The organism is Pseudomonas capeferrum (assembly GCF_013523055.1).
In the GTDB taxonomy this organism is placed as follows: domain Bacteria; phylum Pseudomonadota; class Gammaproteobacteria; order Pseudomonadales; family Pseudomonadaceae; genus Aquipseudomonas; species Aquipseudomonas capeferrum_A.
Map to the genome: position 1 here is coordinate 29537 of NZ_JAAMQM010000008.1, position 17571 is coordinate 47107.

General features: G+C 61.2%; 18 protein-coding genes and 1 tRNA gene. 9 read left to right on the top strand and 10 right to left on the bottom strand.

The window, feature by feature from the left end; translation table 11 throughout:
* Nucleotides 1–55: 55 nt before the first annotated feature.
* On the top strand, nt 56–571 hold the full coding sequence (locus tag G7009_RS10620) for a disulfide bond formation protein B (RefSeq protein WP_181129996.1): 516 nt from the start codon (nt 56–58) through the stop codon (nt 569–571).
* Nucleotides 572–800: 229 nt separating this feature from the next.
* Nucleotides 801–1271, top strand: coding sequence for a sigma D regulator (rsd, locus tag G7009_RS10625; protein ID WP_181129998.1), 471 nt, complete (start codon nt 801–803; stop codon nt 1269–1271).
* A gap of 5 nt (nt 1272–1276) precedes the next feature.
* Here rsd and G7009_RS10630 read toward each other — a convergent pair whose 3' ends face one another.
* Nucleotides 1277–1930, bottom strand: a complete 654-nt coding sequence (locus G7009_RS10630) for an FKBP-type peptidyl-prolyl cis-trans isomerase (protein WP_181130000.1) — start codon at nt 1928–1930, stop codon at nt 1277–1279.
* Nucleotides 1931–2153: 223 nt separating this feature from the next.
* On the opposite strand from G7009_RS10630, the gene G7009_RS10635 reads away from it, so the two are divergent.
* Nucleotides 2154–3074 (top strand): AlgP family protein, encoded by a 921-nt coding sequence (locus G7009_RS10635; RefSeq protein ID WP_181130002.1) that lies wholly within the window; start codon nt 2154–2156, stop codon nt 3072–3074.
* Here G7009_RS10635 and G7009_RS10640 read toward each other — a convergent pair.
* Nucleotides 3050–3532, bottom strand: a complete 483-nt coding sequence (locus G7009_RS10640) for a TIGR02444 family protein (RefSeq protein ID WP_181130004.1) — start codon at nt 3530–3532, stop codon at nt 3050–3052. The genes G7009_RS10635 and G7009_RS10640 overlap by 25 nt on opposite strands.
* A 50-nt stretch (nt 3533–3582) precedes the next feature.
* Here G7009_RS10640 and G7009_RS10645 point away from each other — a divergent pair, with 50 nt between their 5' ends.
* The 5 genes from G7009_RS10645 (at nt 3583) to G7009_RS10665 (ending at nt 7914) form a co-directional block, all read left to right on the top strand.
* Nucleotides 3583–5493 carry an ATP-binding cassette domain-containing protein gene (locus G7009_RS10645; protein WP_181130005.1) on the top strand — a complete coding sequence of 637 codons (1911 nt, stop codon included), beginning with the start codon at nt 3583–3585 and terminating at the stop codon, nt 5491–5493.
* Nucleotides 5493–6080, top strand: coding sequence for a mechanosensitive ion channel family protein (locus G7009_RS10650; protein WP_181130007.1), 588 nt, complete (start codon nt 5493–5495; stop codon nt 6078–6080). Before G7009_RS10645 ends, G7009_RS10650 begins: the two co-directional genes overlap by 1 nt.
* Before the next feature lie 80 nt (nt 6081–6160).
* Nucleotides 6161–6793: a LysE family transporter gene (locus tag G7009_RS10655; RefSeq protein ID WP_181130009.1), complete on the top strand. Its 633-nt coding sequence runs from the start codon at nt 6161–6163 to the stop codon at nt 6791–6793.
* Between the two features lie 170 nt (nt 6794–6963).
* Nucleotides 6964–7206, top strand: coding sequence for a DUF2789 domain-containing protein (locus G7009_RS10660; RefSeq protein WP_181130011.1), 243 nt, complete (start codon nt 6964–6966; stop codon nt 7204–7206).
* A gap of 69 nt (nt 7207–7275) precedes the next feature.
* On the top strand, nt 7276–7914 hold the full coding sequence (locus G7009_RS10665; protein WP_181130013.1) for an NADH:ubiquinone oxidoreductase subunit N: 639 nt from the start codon (nt 7276–7278) through the stop codon (nt 7912–7914).
* Here the strand turns inward: G7009_RS10665 and G7009_RS10670 are convergent, their stop codons facing one another.
* From G7009_RS10670 to speB, 7 genes are all read right to left on the bottom strand, one after another.
* The gene (locus tag G7009_RS10670; RefSeq protein ID WP_181130014.1) at nt 7915–8352 is read right to left on the bottom strand and encodes a CBS domain-containing protein; all 438 of its coding nucleotides are present in this window, start codon (nt 8350–8352) and stop codon (nt 7915–7917) included.
* A 207-nt stretch (nt 8353–8559) separates the two neighbouring features.
* On the bottom strand, nt 8560–9990 hold the full coding sequence (locus G7009_RS10675; protein ID WP_181130016.1) for an aldehyde dehydrogenase family protein: 1431 nt from the start codon (nt 9988–9990) through the stop codon (nt 8560–8562).
* An 89-nt stretch (nt 9991–10079) separates the two neighbouring features.
* Nucleotides 10080–11681 (bottom strand): 5-guanidino-2-oxopentanoate decarboxylase, encoded by a 1602-nt coding sequence (locus G7009_RS10680; RefSeq protein ID WP_181130017.1) that lies wholly within the window; start codon nt 11679–11681, stop codon nt 10080–10082.
* Nucleotides 11682–11753: 72 nt separating this feature from the next.
* Nucleotides 11754–13133 carry a sodium:solute symporter gene (locus G7009_RS10685; RefSeq protein WP_181130019.1) on the bottom strand — a complete coding sequence of 460 codons (1380 nt, stop codon included), beginning with the start codon at nt 13131–13133 and terminating at the stop codon, nt 11754–11756.
* 73 nt (nt 13134–13206) lie between these two features.
* On the bottom strand, nt 13207–14706 hold the full coding sequence (locus tag G7009_RS10690) for a purine-cytosine permease family protein (protein ID WP_181130020.1): 1500 nt from the start codon (nt 14704–14706) through the stop codon (nt 13207–13209).
* Between the two features lie 194 nt (nt 14707–14900).
* Complete coding sequence (locus G7009_RS10695; RefSeq protein WP_181130022.1) at nt 14901–15293, bottom strand: YybH family protein; 393 nt, start codon at nt 15291–15293, stop codon at nt 14901–14903.
* Nucleotides 15290–16249: an agmatinase gene (speB, locus tag G7009_RS10700; protein ID WP_181130024.1), complete on the bottom strand. Its 960-nt coding sequence runs from the start codon at nt 16247–16249 to the stop codon at nt 15290–15292. The genes G7009_RS10695 and speB overlap by 4 nt, the downstream gene beginning before the upstream one ends.
* Nucleotides 16250–16402: 153 nt before the next feature.
* Between speB and G7009_RS10705 the strand changes: the two genes are divergently transcribed.
* On the top strand, nt 16403–17293 hold the full coding sequence (locus G7009_RS10705; RefSeq protein ID WP_181130026.1) for a LysR family transcriptional regulator: 891 nt from the start codon (nt 16403–16405) through the stop codon (nt 17291–17293).
* Nucleotides 17294–17426: 133 nt separating this feature from the next.
* On the opposite strand, the gene G7009_RS10710 is transcribed toward G7009_RS10705, so the two are convergent.
* A tRNA-Arg gene (locus G7009_RS10710) sits at nt 17427–17503 on the bottom strand.
* Nucleotides 17504–17571: the final 68 nt, after the last annotated feature.

A 17571-nucleotide genomic window follows, 5' to 3' on the forward strand; every position in this document is an offset into this window, starting at 1 on the left:
ACACAGGCTGCCTACCTCTACCGTTGGGTCCTCCCCATCCACCCAGGACCCGCCCATGTCGCTGGCCCGCATGCACTCATTGTTTCTACCGGCCTTCCTCGTGTCGCTGGCGATACTGGGCGTCAGCCTGTATCTCGAAAACATTGGACACTTGCTGCCCTGCCCACAGTGCTACAGCCAGCGCGCCTTGCTCGGAGCTTTCTCCCTGGTCTGCCTGTGTGCCCTCATGCACCGCCCCGGTCCCACCGGTACACGGCTATATGCCGGGCTGACCCTGCTGTGCGCCCTGTGTGGCGCCGCGCTGGCTGCGCGACATGTCTGGTTGCAGGGGGCGGCCATGAAGACCCTCGGCTGCGTACCCGCGCCCGCGGTTGAAACCGGTACGTCCCTTATGCAGAGTTTCAAGATGCTGGTCCTGGGCAATCAGATCTGTACATCGCTGACCTGGAGCTTTCTCGACCTGACCTTGCCCGAATGGAGCTTGCTGGCGTTCCTGCTGCTCTCAACGCTGCCGCTCTACTACCTGCTCCCCTCCTTTCAACGGACCTTCCCGCGCATCGTCAGGGATTGATGCCGAATCGGCAACGCCCGCCGCTCGACAAGCGGCACAGCGAAGCGGGATTAAACGCTTGTATGAACTTTATCCTCTGCGTACCTTGATGGGCAGGACGCGCGGGAATAATCTCCCAGCACGCATACCGAAAATACAACTGCTCGATGCCGCCCTGCTGATGTCCCCTTTGTACCGCGAAGTTGTGGCGCGAGGTGCAGCGGCATTACCCAGAAGGGAAGAAATTGCCATGCTCGATAGTTGTCAGAACGCTCAGGAACGCTGGGGTGGGGTTCATCAACTGATAGACCGCTGGCTCAAGGAGCGAGGGGAACTGATACAGGCCTTTCGCACGTTGCGCGATGCCAAGCCGGTCTTTGCCGACAAGGACCAGAACCGCGATTTCTGCGCGATCCTGGTCGACTACGTTTCGGCGTGGCACTTCGAGATCAGCGAACAGCTGGTCAGCGAGGCCAAAGCCTTTGGCGATACCCGGGGCCTGGAGCTGGCCACCCAGATCAGCCCACGGATCGACGAGATCACCCAGTTCGCACTGGCGTTCAACGATCATTGCGACAAAGGCGACTGCAGCGACCCCGAGCGCTTCGCCAAGAAGCTCGGCGAGTTGGGCAGCCTGCTGCACGAGCGCTTCGAGCTCGAGGACTGCTTGATCGAGGTGCTGCACAACGCACACAGTGAAGAGGACGCGGTCGAGGCCTGATCTTTTCAGTCAGCGACTTCGAGCAGTTCTATTTCGAATACCAGAGGGGTGTAGGGGGCGATCAGATCACCTGCGCCCTCGGCGCCATAAGCCTGGTCGGAGGGGATCACCAGTCGCCATCTGGCCCCGATCTTCATGTGTGGCACCGCCACTTGCCATCCGCCGATCACGGAGTCGAGCCTGAACCACTGCGCTTGCTGGTTCTGGTCGAATACCGAGCCATCCGGCAGCTTCCCGACATAACGAACCTTGACCCTGCCTTGCGCGGTAGGCTGAGCGCCTGTGCCAGCGGCTATCTCGCTGTAGAGGACGCCGTCGGCCAGCTCATGGACGCCGGCGCGGGAACGCTCATTGGCCATGAAGCGTTTTTCCGCAAGTAGCGCCTTGTCCATCTGCGCTTCTCCCGAGCGTTCTTCGTGTGCCTGGAGAATCGCCTGCATGCGAGCACTGTCCAACTTCAGCGGTCTGTCCTCGTAGGCCGCGCGCAGCCCTTCCACCAGGGCATCCAGCTGCAGCCCGGGGACTTCCTGGCGCAGGCGCTCGCCCAGGCTGGCTCCCAGGCTGTAGGACAGGTCCTGCTCGCTATCGGGCGAGGACGGGGTGTCGGCCAGCGCCAATGGTGCCACCAGGCACAGGCCGAAGATCAGGTAACGGGGCACGTTCAGCTCCTGCTGCAGTGAATGCGAAGTATGCCAGTGACTCTGGCGATGGCACACGAAAGGCTTGCATCGTAGCAGTCGCCTATCGCTTGTATCCGAGCGGCGACATCCTCACTTTGCCCGGTCATGCAACGCAGTGCGCTTGTAACTGTCAACATCCCCTAGCGGCGGTACCGGCAGAGGCCTAGTATGAGTCGCAATACAGTCAGCCAGGAGGTAAACCATGTCGGCCAAGAAGAAGCCAGTAAGCACGCCTTTGCATTTGCTCCAGCAGCTTTCCGGGAGCCTCCTCGATCATCTGGAGGAGGCCTGCTCGCAGGCGCTGGTCGATGCGGAAAAATTGCTGGCCAAGTTGGAAAAGCAGCGCGGCAAGACTCAGGAAAAACTGCACGACTCGCGCCTGAAGTTGCAAGACGCTGCCAGCGCTGGCAAGTCCAAGGCGCAGAAAAAGGCGAAGACCGCCTCAAGTGAGCTTGAAGAGTTGCTCGACGCCCTCAAGGAGCGTCAGTCGCAGACGCGTAGCTACATCCAGCGACTCAAGGGTGATGTCGAAGAAAGCCTGAAGCTGGCACAGGGTATCGGCAAGGTCCGCGAGGCCGTTACCAATGCACTCGACCAGCGTTCCGGCAAGGCGCCCGTGCAGCCCGTCGAAACGGTCGGCGTTGCGCCTTCCACCAAGTCAGCCACTTCCAGGAAATCCGGCAAGACCGCATCGGTCAAGCCAGCCGTTGCCGCCCAGGCATCTGCCAAGGCCACCGCCGCCAAGCCTGCGACTCGCGCCACCACCGCCAAAGCGGTCAAGGCCGAATCAGCTCCCGCCAAGAGCGCGGCCGCCAAGCCTGCAACCGGGGCAGTAGCAGGTCGGGCGAAACCTGGCATCAAGTCTGCGGAAAAGGTAGATAGCCCGACCGCCGCGCCTGCCGCGAGCAAGCGTGCAACCCGCAAGGCACCGACCAAGCCAGCGGCGACTTCCACCGCTGACAAGGCCCCGACCAAGGCAGCGCTCAAGCCGGCTCGCAAGCCCGCGGCAGCCAAGCCCGCAGCAACCACGGCAGCCTCTGGCAACAGCACCGCGACAGCGTCCAATTCGGCAGCACCAGCCGCATCCGACAGCTCGACTCAGGCGCCGTCCTCGAACGCGTGAAGCGCGCTGGCCGCGGCGCGCAATTGATGCAGCGCGTCGTTGGCCACGCCCTGGTCTGGCGCCAGCCAGGCCAGCCAATCGTCCATCGGCACCTCTGAACAGCGAGGCCAGGTCAGCGCTAACGCCTCCAGGCGCTCGAGCAAGGTCCGTTCCGCTTCCAGTTCCAGCTTCTTGACCTGCTCGCGCAAGGCCGCCAGATTCGCATCGGTCACCGCCTCGTCTCGCCATTGCCGACGCAATTGGCGTAAAGGCTCGATCACCTGTCGTTGCCAGCCGCCCGCCAACTCGCGCAGCGCCCCGACACGTTCCGCTTCGGGCATCACATGGCGCGCCTGCAGCCAAGTCCCGCAGAGCAGCAGACAGACATCGCCACCCGCCGTCTGCAATGAAAGGCAGGCCGTTTCGACGCCAGGTCGGGCATAAAGGGCCAGGGCATGGTTCCACAGGTCGCTGTGCATGGTTGGACTCGCGCCAGTGGCCGAGGAAGCTGGTAGACTCCGCGGCCATTATGATCAGACTATCGAACCTCACTTTACAGCGTGGGCCGCAGCGCTTGCTAGAAGGCGCCGAGATGACCCTGCACGCCGGTCACAAAGCCGGCCTGATCGGCGCCAACGGCGCCGGCAAATCCAGCTTGTTCGCCCTGCTGCGCGGTGAGCTCACGCCCGATGGCGGCGATTGCCAGCTCCCGGGCGACTGGCGCATCGCGCACATGCGTCAGGAGGTCGATACGCTGGATCGCCTGGCCGTGGACTATGTGCTCGACGGCGACCTGCGCCTGCGCAAGGTCCAGACCGAGCTGGTCATCGCCGAAGCCGCCCATGATGGCGCTGCCCTGGCGCGCTTGCACAGCGAGCTCGAAAGCGCCGATGGCTACACGGCCGACGCACGGGCCCGCAAGCTGCTGGCGGGCCTCGGCTTCACCAACGAGCAGATGGATCGCCGTGTCGGCGACTTCTCCGGTGGCTGGCGGATGCGCCTGAGCCTGGCCCAGGCCCTGATGTGCCCGTCCGACCTGCTGTTGCTCGACGAACCGACCAACCACCTCGATCTCGATGCCATTCTCTGGCTGGAAGAGTGGCTCAAGGGCTATCCCGGCACATTGCTGCTGATCTCCCACGACCGCGACTTCCTCGATGCCGTGGTCGATCATGTGCTGCATGTCGAGCAACGCAAGCTCAACCTCTACCGGGGCGGCTACAGCGCCTTCGAGCGCACCCGCGCCGAACGTCTGGCACAGCAGCAGCAGGCGTACGAGAAACAGCAGGCCCAGCGCGCGCACATGGAAAAGTACATCGCCCGCTTCAAGGCCCAGGCCACCAAGGCTCGTCAGGCGCAGAGCCGAATCAAGGCCCTCGAGCGCATGGAAGAGCTGTCGGCGGCGCATGTCGACTCGCCGTTCGATTTCAGTTTCCGCGAGTCGGAAAAAATTTCCAGCCCATTGCTGGACCTGTCCGAAGGCCGCCTTGGCTACGACGACAAGACCATCCTGGACAAGGTCAAGCTGCAGCTGACCCCTGGCGCGCGCATCGGCCTGCTGGGCCCCAATGGCGCGGGCAAGTCGACCTTGATCAAGAACCTTGCCGGGGAGCTCGAGCCGCTGTCCGGGCGCCTGGTCCGTGGCGAGAACCTCGCCGTGGGTTACTTCGCCCAGCACCAGCTCGACTCGCTGGACGACAAGGCCAGCCCGCTGCTGCACCTGCAACGCATTGCACCGACCGAGCGCGAGCAGACCTTGCGCGATTTCCTCGGTGGGTTCGACTTCCGGGGCAATCGCATCGACGAACCGGTAGTGAATTTCTCCGGTGGTGAAAAGGCCCGCCTGGCGCTGGCCCTGATTGCCTGGGAGCGGCCGAACCTGTTGCTGCTGGACGAACCGACCAACCACCTGGACCTGGAGATGCGCCTGGCCCTGACCATGGCCCTGCAGGAGTTCAGCGGTGCCGTGGTGGTGGTGTCCCACGATCGTCACCTGCTCAAGAGCACCACCGACGACTTCCTGTTGGTGGCCGACGGCAAGGTCGATACCTTCGACGGAGACCTGGACGACTACAGCCGCTGGCTGATCGACTATCGTCAGCGCAACGCACCGGTCAGCAGCACGACGGTCAATCCCGACAAGACCGACAAGAAAGCCCAGCGTCAGGCCGCCGCGGCCCTGCGTCAACAGCTTGCCCCGCACAAGCGCGCCGCCGACAAGCTCGAGGCCGAACTGGGCAAGGTGCACAGCCAACTGGCCGAAGTCGAGTCGGCACTGGGCGACAGCAGCGTCTACGAGGCCACCCGCAAGGACGAGCTGCGTGACCTGCTTGCCCGCCAGACCAAGCTCAAGCAGCGCGAAAGCGAGCTGGAAGAAGCCTGGATGGAAGCCTTGGAGACACTCGAGGCGATGCAAGCCGAGCTGGAAGCCCTGTCCTGATGGAGGCACTGCAAACGCTGCTGCCAGGCCACTGGATGGAGCCGTTCTGGCTGGGACTGCAGATTGTGCTGATCCTTGCCGCAGCCTTCATCCTGCAGCGTTTTGTGGCACGGTGCCTGAACCGCCTCGGCGAGCGTTACCCGCTGCCACCGGAGTTGCTGTTGCCCGTGCGTGGCACGCTGCGTTGGTTGATCATGGGCAGCGCATTGCTGTTCGTGCTGGAGCGGCTAGGTGTTTCGGCCACGGTGCTGTGGACGGCCTTGTCCGGATTTGTCGCGGTGGCGGCGGTGGCGTTCTTCGCCATGTGGAGCGTGCTCTCCAACCTGCTCTGTGCCGTGCTCATCTTCACCGTCGGGCCGTTTCGCATCGGTGATGTGGTCGAGTTGGTGGATACCCTCGACAAGCCAGGCGTGAAGGGGCGGGTGATCGCGATCAACTTGCTGTTCACGACCCTTCTGGAAATGCCTGATGCGGGAGGGGCGCTGGTCCAGGTGCCAAACAGCCAGTTCTTCCAGAAGTCCGTACGACGCTGGCGCGGCACCGAGATTTCGAATCAGGGACACGACGCTTCGATTCCCGGCGACTGACAAACCTGTAGAAAAGCATGGCCATTTCATCATCCGCGCACTAGCTTAGCGTTTTGCAAGATCGTCAGGCGAGGTGTGTGATGTCGTTGGACACGTGGTTGGCTTTCTTTGCCGCTTGTTGGGTAATCAGCCTTTCTCCCGGCGCCGGGGCGATTGCCTCGATGTCCAGCGGCCTGCAATACGGGTTCTGGAGAGGCTATTGGAACGCCCTGGGCCTGCAACTGGGGCTGCTGCTGCAGATCGCCGTGATCGCGGCCGGCGTAGGGGCGGTCCTTGCCGCGTCGGCCACCGCCTTCCAGGTCATCAAATGGTTCGGTGTCGTCTATCTGCTGTTCCTTGCCGTCAAGCAATGGCGCGCCCTGCCCATGGACCTCAGCGACAATTCGACCGTGCGGCCGATCGGCAAGCCCCTGAGCCTGATGTTCCGTGGGTTCCTGATCAACGTCGGTAACCCCAAGGCACTGGTGTTCATGCTGGCGGTGCTCCCGCAGTTCATCGATCCCCACGCGCCGCTGCTTGCCCAATACCTGACCATCGCCGCCACCATGGTGGTTGTCGACCTGTTGGTCATGGCGGGTTACACCGGCCTGGCGGCCAAGGTGCTGCGTTTGCTGCGCACGCCAAGGCAGCAACTGCGCATGAACCGCACGTTCGCCGGTCTGTTCATCGGCGCGGCCACGCTGCTGGCCACTCTTCGCCGTACTCCGGTCTGATTGAAAAATAAGGATCGTACCGGCGCGGTGCTTGTCTATCTCTGAGACGGGTGGGCGTGATCACCCGACTCACAGTGACTTAGCAGCCTGACGCAAGTGGTCGGCACGGCTGCTGCCAACAACACTATCAGGCTGGCGTCGCGGACGAACAGTCTGGCCGAGGAGAAATCATGGACACAATCAACCCAGAGTTTTCTGAATTGTTCGCTCAGCTTGGCCTGCCGGACGATGCGGAAAGCATCGACAAGTTCATCACCACGCATTCCCCGCTCGATCCGGATACCAAACTGGTCGACGCTCCGTTCTGGACCGATTCGCAACGCAAGTTTCTCAAGGACGCGTACAACGAAGACGCCGACCAGTGGATCATGCTGATCGACCAACTGAACGTGATCCTGCACTCGGAGAAATAAACGCCGAGCGGCACCTGTCGGGTAAATCAGCGTTGCTATGCTCAGGTAAAGACTCCGGGGGATAGTGCGATGAAAGACCCCTATGCACCAGGATTCTGGTGCTCCATGTTGATTCTGGGCACCCTGACTGGCGGTTATTTCTTCGGCATCAGGGATGCCTATCAGTTGGACCAGGCCGTGCACTTTCTCTACGCCGCCGCCGCTGTCACGGTCGCAGCGGCGCTTGGAGCCCTGGTCTGGATAGCCTGGCAGCAGCTGCGCCTCAACAAGCGTGAAGTAACCCAGGCCCGAACCTTGGTGACCATCTGGAATACCAAGGTGGCCCTGCGCCGTGTCGAGACTGTCTTCGATCGCTACTTCTGGGGGAGCTACTGGCACTCCGGCCGCACTTTCGAAGAGGTCATGGGCGAGCTGAAAGGTACGCCCCTGGAGCAGAGCCTCGATGCGCTCAAGTGCCAATGCCAGGAACTGGACCGCGAGACCCATGACCCACGTCATCGCTGGCTGGGTAATGCGCGGGACCTGTCGGGCGTCGCCACGGCCATGGCTCGCGAGCGCTATCAACTGGACCTTTGCGACACGCCGGTGGGCGGTAATCACGGCACGGCAGTGCTGAACCGTGATCTCGAGGTCCTGGTGTACACCTGGTCAGCGCGGCTGCGCAGCTTCGACCATCAGCTCGATGAGCTCGAAAGTACCTACCACTGATTACTCGCCGCGTATGTACTGCTCCAGCTGCCGGATGAGGCTCGCCTGTTCGGCAATGGTTTCCTTGACCAGGTCACCGATCGACAGCAGGCCGATCAACTGGCCGTCTTCCACTACCGGCAGGTGGCGCAGGTGGCGGTCGGTCATCAGGTTCATGCAAAAATCGAGGCTGTCCTTCTTGTCGACGGTGACTACCGGCGAACTCATGATCTCCCGCACCGGTGTCGCGGCAGAGGAACGGCCACGCAGCACCAGTTTGCGAGCGTAGTCGCGCTCACTGACGATCCCGACCACGTCGTTTCCATCGACCACCGGCAACGCGCCGATATTGTTTTCCGCCAGCTGCTTCACGGCATCGAGCACCGTATCGTCCGGTCCGATGGTATGGACGCTGTGGTGCTGGGACTTCCTCTTGAGTATCTCTTCGACGGTTTTCATACAGGCCTCGGCAGGTGAACAGGCATCGTTGCAACAAGTGGATAGGACAAATAAAGCATCGTGCACCTGCGGGCGCCAGGCAACGTGGAAAACGGCATCGGTCCGATTGAAAAACGTCATATAGCTCGAATAAGGATCCTGCTCGCTACTGAGGCTGGTAAATCCAGCTCTGTGGTTCGGTAAGTCAGCAACCCCGATGAACCTGTATCAGTTCATCTGACGGGTCACATGCTTGACGGATTGGTAGGCTGACAAACCCCAGGGTCCCAGTTCACGTCCGATACCGCTGCCTTTGGTACCGCCCCATGAAGTTTCGACGAATACCGCCTGGGGCGAGTTGATCCAGACATGGCCGACCTCCAAGGCATCGGCGACTCGCTCAGCACGTGCAAGGTCATTACTGGCAACAGTCGCTACAAGGCCAAAGCGGCTATCGTTGGCCAAAGCCAGGGCTTGTTCTTCGTCACTGAAGCGTCTTGCGCAGAGCACCGGACCAAACACTTCTTCTGTCCACAGACGGCTGTGAACAGGCACGCCCGTATACAGGGTCGGGGCAACGAACCAGCCGGCGCGGTCCACTATCGAGCCGCCGCTCTCGCAATTCAGCCCTTCACTACGGGCAATGGCAAAGTAGTCCGACACCTTGCGCCACTGCGCTTCGCTGGTCAGTGGGCCCATGTCGATTTCTTCGATCAGCGGGTTGCCGATGCGCAGTTTGTCGAAGGCTTCGGCCAGGCGTGGCAGCAAGGCCTCGGCGATACCGTCTTGCACCAGCAGGCGTGAGGTGGCAGAACACATCTGCCCGGCGTTCCAGCAGATGCCTGCAACAATCCACTCTACCGCCTGATCGACGTCGCAGTCATCGAATACCAGAATGGCGGATTTGCCGCCCAGCTCCAGGGTCACCGGACGGCAATGAACAGCCGCATCGCGCATCACCAGGCTCCCGACCGCGTTACTTCCGGTGAAAGACAACTTGTCGAGGCCGGCATGTTCGCTGAGTGCCGAGCCAGTCTGGGCCCTGCCTCCAATGATGTTCAACACTCCGGCCGGCAGGTTCAGCGCCTGCGCGATTTGGCCGTAGACCTGCTCGATCAGTGGCGTGACCTCGGATGGTTTCAACACCACGGTACAGCCTGCCGCCAGGGCGGGCGCCAGCTTCCAGGCGCTGGTCACCAGTGGGAAGTTCCACGGCACGATCAAGCCAACCACACCGACCGGCTCAAGGCGCGTCCGTGAGGTGAACCCCGGCGCTGCCAGCGCCACCTCATGGTTCTGCTGTGGCAGACGTTCGGCCAGTTCAGCGTAGTAGGTGAAGGTCGCGATAGCGTCGTCCAGGTCGACTTCGGCTTCATGGCGCGGCTTGCCATTATTTTGCATCTGCAAGGTGATCAGGCTGTCGCGGCGCTGTTGAAGCTGGTCGGCGAAACCACGCAAGTAGCGTGCTCTTTCGGCGGCCTCTGTGGACTTCCACATCGATAACGCCTGACGGGCGGCAGCGACAGCCTGGTCGACTTGCGCAAGGCTGACCGATCTCAATTCGGCAATCGGTCGAGCAAGGGACGGATCATGGACAGAGAAGACTTCAGCGCCTTCGCCAGCAACCCAGCGGCCGTCGATGTAGTGGGGCTTATCCATGGTGATGCTCCGGCGGTAGCGCATGGGCACTTTGGAAAGTGACAGGCTTGTGAGCGCGTATTTTGCGGACGCTCTCCAGGAGGATGGCGTCAGGGTGCAAAGGGCGGTGCCTCGGCAACTTCGATGAGCAGTGGTCTATCTGTCGGCGCCGCACGCAACAGGCTTTGCAAGTGAGCATGATCTCGAGCGCGCTCGGCCTGGCAGCCGAATCCGCGGGCCAGGGCGATGAAGTCTGGGGTATGGATGTCCACGCCTAGCGGCGTGATGTCACTGCGCTCCATGTAGCGCTTGATTTCGCCATAGCCCTGGTTATTCCACAGCAGCACGATGATGCCCACCCGCGCCTCCACGGCGCTGGCCAGCTCCGGCAAGGTAAACTGGATGCCGCCGTCGCCCATCAGGCTGATTACCGGCCGCCGCGGCTCGGCCAACTTGGCCCCGATGGCCGCCGGCAGGCCATAGCCCAGAGTGCCGTAGCCTGTGGAAGAGTTGAACCAGCGTCGTGGGCCGTCCAGCTCGACTAGATGGTTACCGCTGTATACAGGCTGTGTAGAGTCTCCGACGAAGCGAGCGTCGGGCAAGGCTTCGAGAATGCAATCGAAGAGCTGACGATAGTTCGTCCAGCCAGAAAATACTTCTGCCAGCTGCTTGCGAACGGCTGCGGTCCGTTGAGTACCGTAACGGTTGCCGTTGTTGGCAGTGGCTGGTAGAGCCTTCAGCAACGCACGCATGGCCTGGACCGCATCGCTCTGGATAGCGATGGTCGGCGCCTGGTTGCGATTGAGCTGCTGGGGGTCGATATCGATCCGGATCAATTCGCCACCGAGCCGGAAGTTGCCGTCGAATACCACATCGTAATCGGTTTCACCCAACTCGGTGCCAATGGCCAATACCACATCAGCCTCCAGCGCCAGCTGTCGCACCGCTACCAAGGACTGGTTGCTGCCGAGCAGCAGAGGGTGCAGTCCAGGCAGCAGGCCTTTGGCATTGATGGTCAATGCCGTGGGTGCGTCCAGCGCCTCTGCCAGTTGACGAACTTCACCTGTCGCTTCGACGCAGCCCCCACCGATCAGCAGCAATGGGCGCTTGGCTGCGCTCAGGCGACTGGCAGCCTGCTCGATCAGGCGCGCATCCGGCGACGGCCGTGAGCCGACGACCCGTGGCTGCACGCGAAGGTGATCAGCAGACGCCGTGATGATATCCAGCGGCATTTCGATATGTACCGGACGCGGCCGCTGACTATCGAACACGGCAAAAGCCTGACCCAGCACGGCGGGCAGTTCTTCGACGCTCATCAGCGTATGGCTGAAGGCACTGACGCCCGCTACCAATGCGCGCTGATTCGGCAATTCGTGCAGATATCCCTTGTTCAGGCCGAGGCGGTTGCGTTCATTGACGCTGGAGATCACCAGCATGGGTATGGAGTCGGCATAAGCCTGCCCCATGGCAGTGATGATATTGGTCATGCCCGGGCCGGTGATGATGAAGCATACCCCCGGCTTGCCACTGACACGCGCATAGCCATCGGCCATGAAGCCGGCGCCCTGTTCGTGGCGCGGAGTGATATGACTGATGCCACTGTCTGGCAAGCCTCGGTAAAGCTCGACGGTGTGCACGCCAGGAATGCCGAACACGGTATCGACGCCCCAGGCTCGCAGCTGCTTGACGAGGAATTCTCCACAAGTGGTCATGGCGGGTTCCTGTTGTATGGAAGGCGAAGGCGCAGGCCGTGAGGCCTGCCCTCATTGAGTTTCAGGCCGGACTCAGGTCAGGCTGTTCGCTGTGCTGGTGCGTCGAGCCAGCAGGCTGACAACGACGAAGCTGAGCAGACCGATGGCCAGGCTGTAATAGATCGGCGTATTGGCTTCCAGGCCATCCTTGAACATGAACACCAGAGCGGTCGCCGAGCCTAATGCCATACTGGTGATCGCACCGGCAGTGCTCGCTCGCTTCCAGTAAATGGCGCCCAGCATCGGGATCAGGATGCCGCCGACCAGCAGGTTGTAGGCCAGTGTGAGAGCGCCTATCACGTCATTGACCAGTAGAGCGATGACCAGCACCAGCAGGCCCGTGAGCAGGGTAAACAGGCGTGCCATGGCGAGACTGGACATCTGACCGCCGCGCAGCTTGGGCAGCAGGTCTTCGGTAATCGTGGTCGAAGCCGCCAGCAGGCCGGCACTGGCGGTGGACATCATCGCAGCCAGCGCGGCAGCGATCACGAGCCCACGAATGCCATCGGGCAGCGCACTCTGCACGATGGCCGCGAAGGCGTTGTTGGCGTTATCCAGTTCTGGCAGCAGTACCTTGGCGCACATGCCGATCAGTGCACCGACCAGACCGTAGAGGACGCAGTACACGCCTGCCACACTGCCGGCTGCGCGAGCCACTCCTTCACTGCGAGCAGTGAACACTCGTTGCCAGATATCCTGGCCGATCAGGATGCCGAAAAAGTAGATCAGGAAGTAAGTGACAATGGTGTCGTAGCCGATAGTGGTCAGGCTGAAGGCGCTGTCTGGCAGCCTTGCCACCAGTTCGTCCCAGCCGCCAATGCGATACAGGCAAATGGGCAGCAGCACGAACATCAGGCCAATGGTCTTGATCACGAACTGCACGATGTCTGTCAGGGTCAAGGACCACATGCCGCCGATGCTCGAATAGACCACCACGACACCCCCACCCATGAGGATGGCGGCCCAGAAGGGCAGGTCGAACAGTACTTGCAGCACCGTCCCGATGGCCAGGGTAGAGACCACGCTGATCATCAACGCATAAGCGAACATGATGGCCGCACTGGCTTGACGAGCCATTGGCGTATAACGGCGTTCGAGGATCTGAGTGACAGTGAAGACCCGCAGCTTGAGTAGTGGCTTGGCCAGGAACAGGTTGAGCACAAGGATTCCTGCACCTAATGCTGCACATAGCCAGAACCCGGAGATACCGTGCACATAGCCCAGGCGTACGGTGCCGACGGTAGCGGCACCACCGAGTACGGTCGCTGCCATGGTGCCCATGTAGAAGGCCGGGCCGAGGTTACGCCCGGCGACGAGAAATTCTTCCTGATTGCGCGCGCGGCGCATGCCATACCAGCCAAGCAGCAGCATGCCGGCGGCATAGACGAGTACGACGGAGATATCCAGGATCATGGTCTTGTTCTCATTGTTCTGGTGAACCCGAGCGTGCTGGCGCCCGGTCTTGATAGCGCAGCCAACGATTGCGTCAGACGACCTCGGCATCGGCTAGGACGGCGGGGGTAGCGCTTTTCAAGCGCACCCAGCGCGGTCCATCCGAACCGTAGACTTCGGCAGGCTCGGGAAACAGATTGAGCAGGACGAGGTAGAGCAGTGCAGCCATGCCCAGTGTGATCGGCAGGCTGACGTCGATGCCGCCGGCCAGGTTCCCCAGCTGGCCGACGTATTGCCCTGGCAGATTGACGAAGCACAGGCCCACCGCCGCGCTGGGTAGCCAGGCACCCAGGCCTCGCCAGTTCCAACCATGGTGGAACCAGTAACGACCACCACGCTGCCCACGGGTGAATACCTGAAGGTCATCGGCGTGGTAGACGCCGCGACGTACGATCAGGCCGAGAATCATGATGACCATCCATGGGCTGGTGCAGGTAATGATCAGCACGGCGAAAGTGGACACGCTCTGCACCAGGTTGAAGGCGAAGCGGCCGATGAAGATGAAAGCGATGGCGGCGAGGCCGATCAGTAACGTGGCGCCCGCGCGACTCATCAGTCTCGGGAACATGCTCGACATGTCCAGACCCGTGCCGTAGAGCGCCGTGGTCCCGGTGGACATGCCGCCGATCACCGCGATAAGGCACACTGGCAGGAAAAACCAGGTAGGCGAGATGGCCAGCAGGCCACCGACATAATTGTTGGCCTCGATGTACTGCGGCGCCTGACTCGCCACCAGGGTGGCGGTGCACAAGCCGAACAGGAAGGGAATCAGTGTGCCGACCTGGGCTGCGATCACTGCCAGCATGATCCGCATCTTGGGTGTGTGTCGTGGGATGTAGCGCGACCAATCACCGAGGAAGGCGCCGAATGACACTGGGTTGCTCATGGCCAGAATCGCCGCACCGATGAACGCAGCCCAGAAACCTGGCTGCTGCACACTGATGCTGCCTCTGAAGTGCACATCGAAATTTCCGGCGAAAGCGAAAATGCCGAGCAGGAACAACAGGCTCGATGCCCATACCGCGATCCTGTTGACCCAGAGCATGAAGCGGAAGCCGTAGATGCACACTACCAGCACCAGAATGGCGAACAGACCGTAGGCCAGGCCGAGGGTGAGACCATTCTCGGGCAGGCCGATAAGACGCTTGGCGCCACCGACCAGCGCATCGCCAGAGCTCCAGACCGATAGGGAGAAGAACGCGACTGCCGTGAGCAGCGAGAGAAAGGAACCGATGATGCGGCCGTGAACGCCGAAGTGCGCGCCGGACGATACGGCATTGTTGGTGCCGTTGAGAGCACCGAACAGGCCCATGGGCGCGAGGATGAGCGCGCCTACGGCAACCCCAAGAACGATCGCCCACATACCGGCTTGGAACGACAGGCCGAACAGCACCGGAAAGCTGCCCAGAACGGCCGTGGCAAAGGTATTGGCGCCGCCGAAGATCAGGCGGAACAGGTCAGTAGGGGAGGCATCGCGTTGGCTATCGGGAATCTGTTCGACACCAAAGGTTTCGATACGCGTCGAGTGGCTCATGTGTAACTCCAGCGCCTGTCACGGTTGTTATAAGGTCGGCATAGGCACGCAGACCCCTTTATTCACCCCCGATAGTCATCGGGTGGTGGTGCATTGGCAGTGCGGCAAGGCCGCGAGGAGCCGAACGGGCCCCATGCCCGTAAAGGGCGATGTATCGGCAGGCGGGCTCTTTGGCCCGCATCTGCTGCAGAGGGTCATGTCAGTGGGGGTAGCGTCGACAAGTGTTCGTGGCAGGCCAGCCAGTGCTCGCCGTGCAGGCGAAAGACGATGGTTTCGCGTTCTGCCAACTGCATTTCTTCCTCCCCAGTCCGCAGCCGGGTGGCGACATCGTGGTAAAGGATGGCCAAGTCACCTTGCATGTTGACGACGGCATTGCTCGAACGGCAGTCCAGTACGGCGAACCCTTCGCTCTGCCATTGCTGCCATAAGGCTTCGTACTCACGGCGCGAATGTAGTGGCTGCGCCAGGCTGTGAAAAATGAAGGTAGCGTCTTCGCTGAAGCAGCTGAAGTAACGCTTCGTGTCGTTACTGGCAAAGGCGCTCACCAGCTCCGCGGCTGCCTGCCGCAGCTGAGCTTCGCGACTCATCGGCTTTGAACGCCAGGCAGTACGCAGAGCATTTCGTAGAGCAGGTTGGCGCCTAGCAGTGAGGTATTGCCAGTGGTGTCATAGGGTGGCGAGACCTCGACCAGGTCGCAGCCGACCAGGTCAAGGCCTTTGCAGCCACGGATTATCTCCAATGCCTGGATCGTGGTCAGACCACCGACTTCCGGCGTGCCGGTGCCGGGTGCCCATGCCGGGTCGATACCATCGATATCGAAGGACAGGTACACGGGACCATTGCCGACCTTGGCACGAACCTCTTCCATCAGCGGCATCAAGGATTTGTGCCAGCACTCTTCGGCCTGTACCACGCGGAAGCCCTGCTTGCGGCTCCAATTGAAGTCTTCGGCGGTATAGCCCTGAGCCCGCAGACCGATCTGTACCACGCGATCGCTGTCCAAAAGACCTTCCTCCTGAGCGCGGCGGAAGGTGGTGCCGTGGGCGATTTTTTCACCAAACATATGATCGTTCACATCGGCGTGGGCATCGATGTGCACCAGTCCGACCTTGCCGTGCTTCTTCTTGATGGCGCGAAGAATCGGCAGTGTCAGCGTGTGGTCGCCACCCAGGGTCAGCGGGATGATGCCGTGGTCGAGGATGCGATCGTATTCCTGTTCGATGATGCGCACGGCGTCGAGCAGGTTGAACGTATTGATCGGCACATCGCCGATGTCGGCCACGTTCAACGAATCGAAGGGCGCGGCACCGGTGGCCATGTTGTAGGGACGGATCATCACCGACTCGGAGCGGATCTGCCGCGGACCGAAACGAGTGCCGGAACGTAGGGACGTTCCGATATCCAGGGGAATACCCACGAAAGCGGCATCGAGTTTATTCAGTTCTTCGGCTGCCTGTACATGGGGCAAGCGCATCATGGTGGCGATACCGCCGAAGCGGGGCATCTCATTACCGCCCAGGGGCTGATGGAGAAGGTTGTCCACAGGGGCCTCACGATTTGTTGTGGTTATCGTGAAGCGATTCTGGTGAGCAAGCGCTGCCGGACAAATCCTTCAGGCCAAATAATCAGTTCAGAGATTTCTAAACTATCGGCGGGTAGACTGACAGCTCGCGTTTGGATTTCGCCTGGAGTGAGCATGGCCTCTGTACTACCAGACCTCAAGTTGCTGCGCATCTTTGCCAGTGTGGTGCGCAGTCAGGGATTTGCTGCGGCGCAGCAGGAGCTCAATCTGTCGACGTCGGCCATCAGTACCTACATGAGCCAATTGGAAGGGCAACTCGGAATCGTCCTCTGTCATCGTGGACGGGGAGGTTTCAGCCTGACCAGCAAGGGTGAGCTGTTCTATCACGAAACGCTGCGGCTGCTTGCCGAACTGGAAGGTTTCGAGCGTTATTCGGCGGCGCTGAAAGGAGAATTGCGGGGCACCCTCAACCTTGGCGTACTGGATTCGACGGTCAGTGATCCGTCGCTGCCATTGGCTGAGGTGATCGGATCCTACAGCGAAGAGCATCCTGCGGTGCACTTGCACCTGGCCGTATCGAGCCCCGCTGAACTGCAGCTCGGTGTACTGGAGAATCGTCTGGACCTGGCCATCGGCGCTTTCTCCGTGCGTACCAATGGGCTGCTTTACCAGGCGCTCTATCGTGAGCAGCACTGGCTCTACTGCAGTGATCGTCATCCGCTGTACGCTCAGAGTCAGATTCCCGAGGAAGCAATCACCCAGCAACGCATGGTTGGGCGAGGATACTGGAGCCAGGCAGAGCTGGGGCGACATGGCTTCAAGCACAGTGCTGCGACCGTGGAATCCATGGAGGCGCAATTGATATTGGTACTGTCAGGCGCTTATATCGGCTATTTGCCAGAGCACTATGCTCATCCCTGGGTGGAGCAAAACCGTCTGAAGGTGCTGCTGCCGGCCACCTTTGGGTATCAGGCACCGTTTACCCTGGCGCTACGACGAGGGCGCTCTCGTGAGCCGCTGATCCAGAGCTTTCGTGATCGGTTGAAGGCGCAGTTGGAGGTCTAGATAAGCTGGCCCGGAGATGATCCGGCCTACCTGGGTAAGTGGCATCGACGAGAACTCTTCGAACACCAGGGCGCGGGGAAAGTATCAAAGCAATAAAAAAGGGCCAAGGTGGTGACCTTGGCCCTTTCGCATATGGCGCACTCGGCGGGATTCGAACCCACGACCCCTGCCTTCGGAGGGCAGTACTCTATCCAGCTGAGCTACGAGTGCAACGGGGCGCAATGATACCCATCTCCATTGATGGCGTCCATCGTCTTGATCTGTAGTCGTTTTCGCCA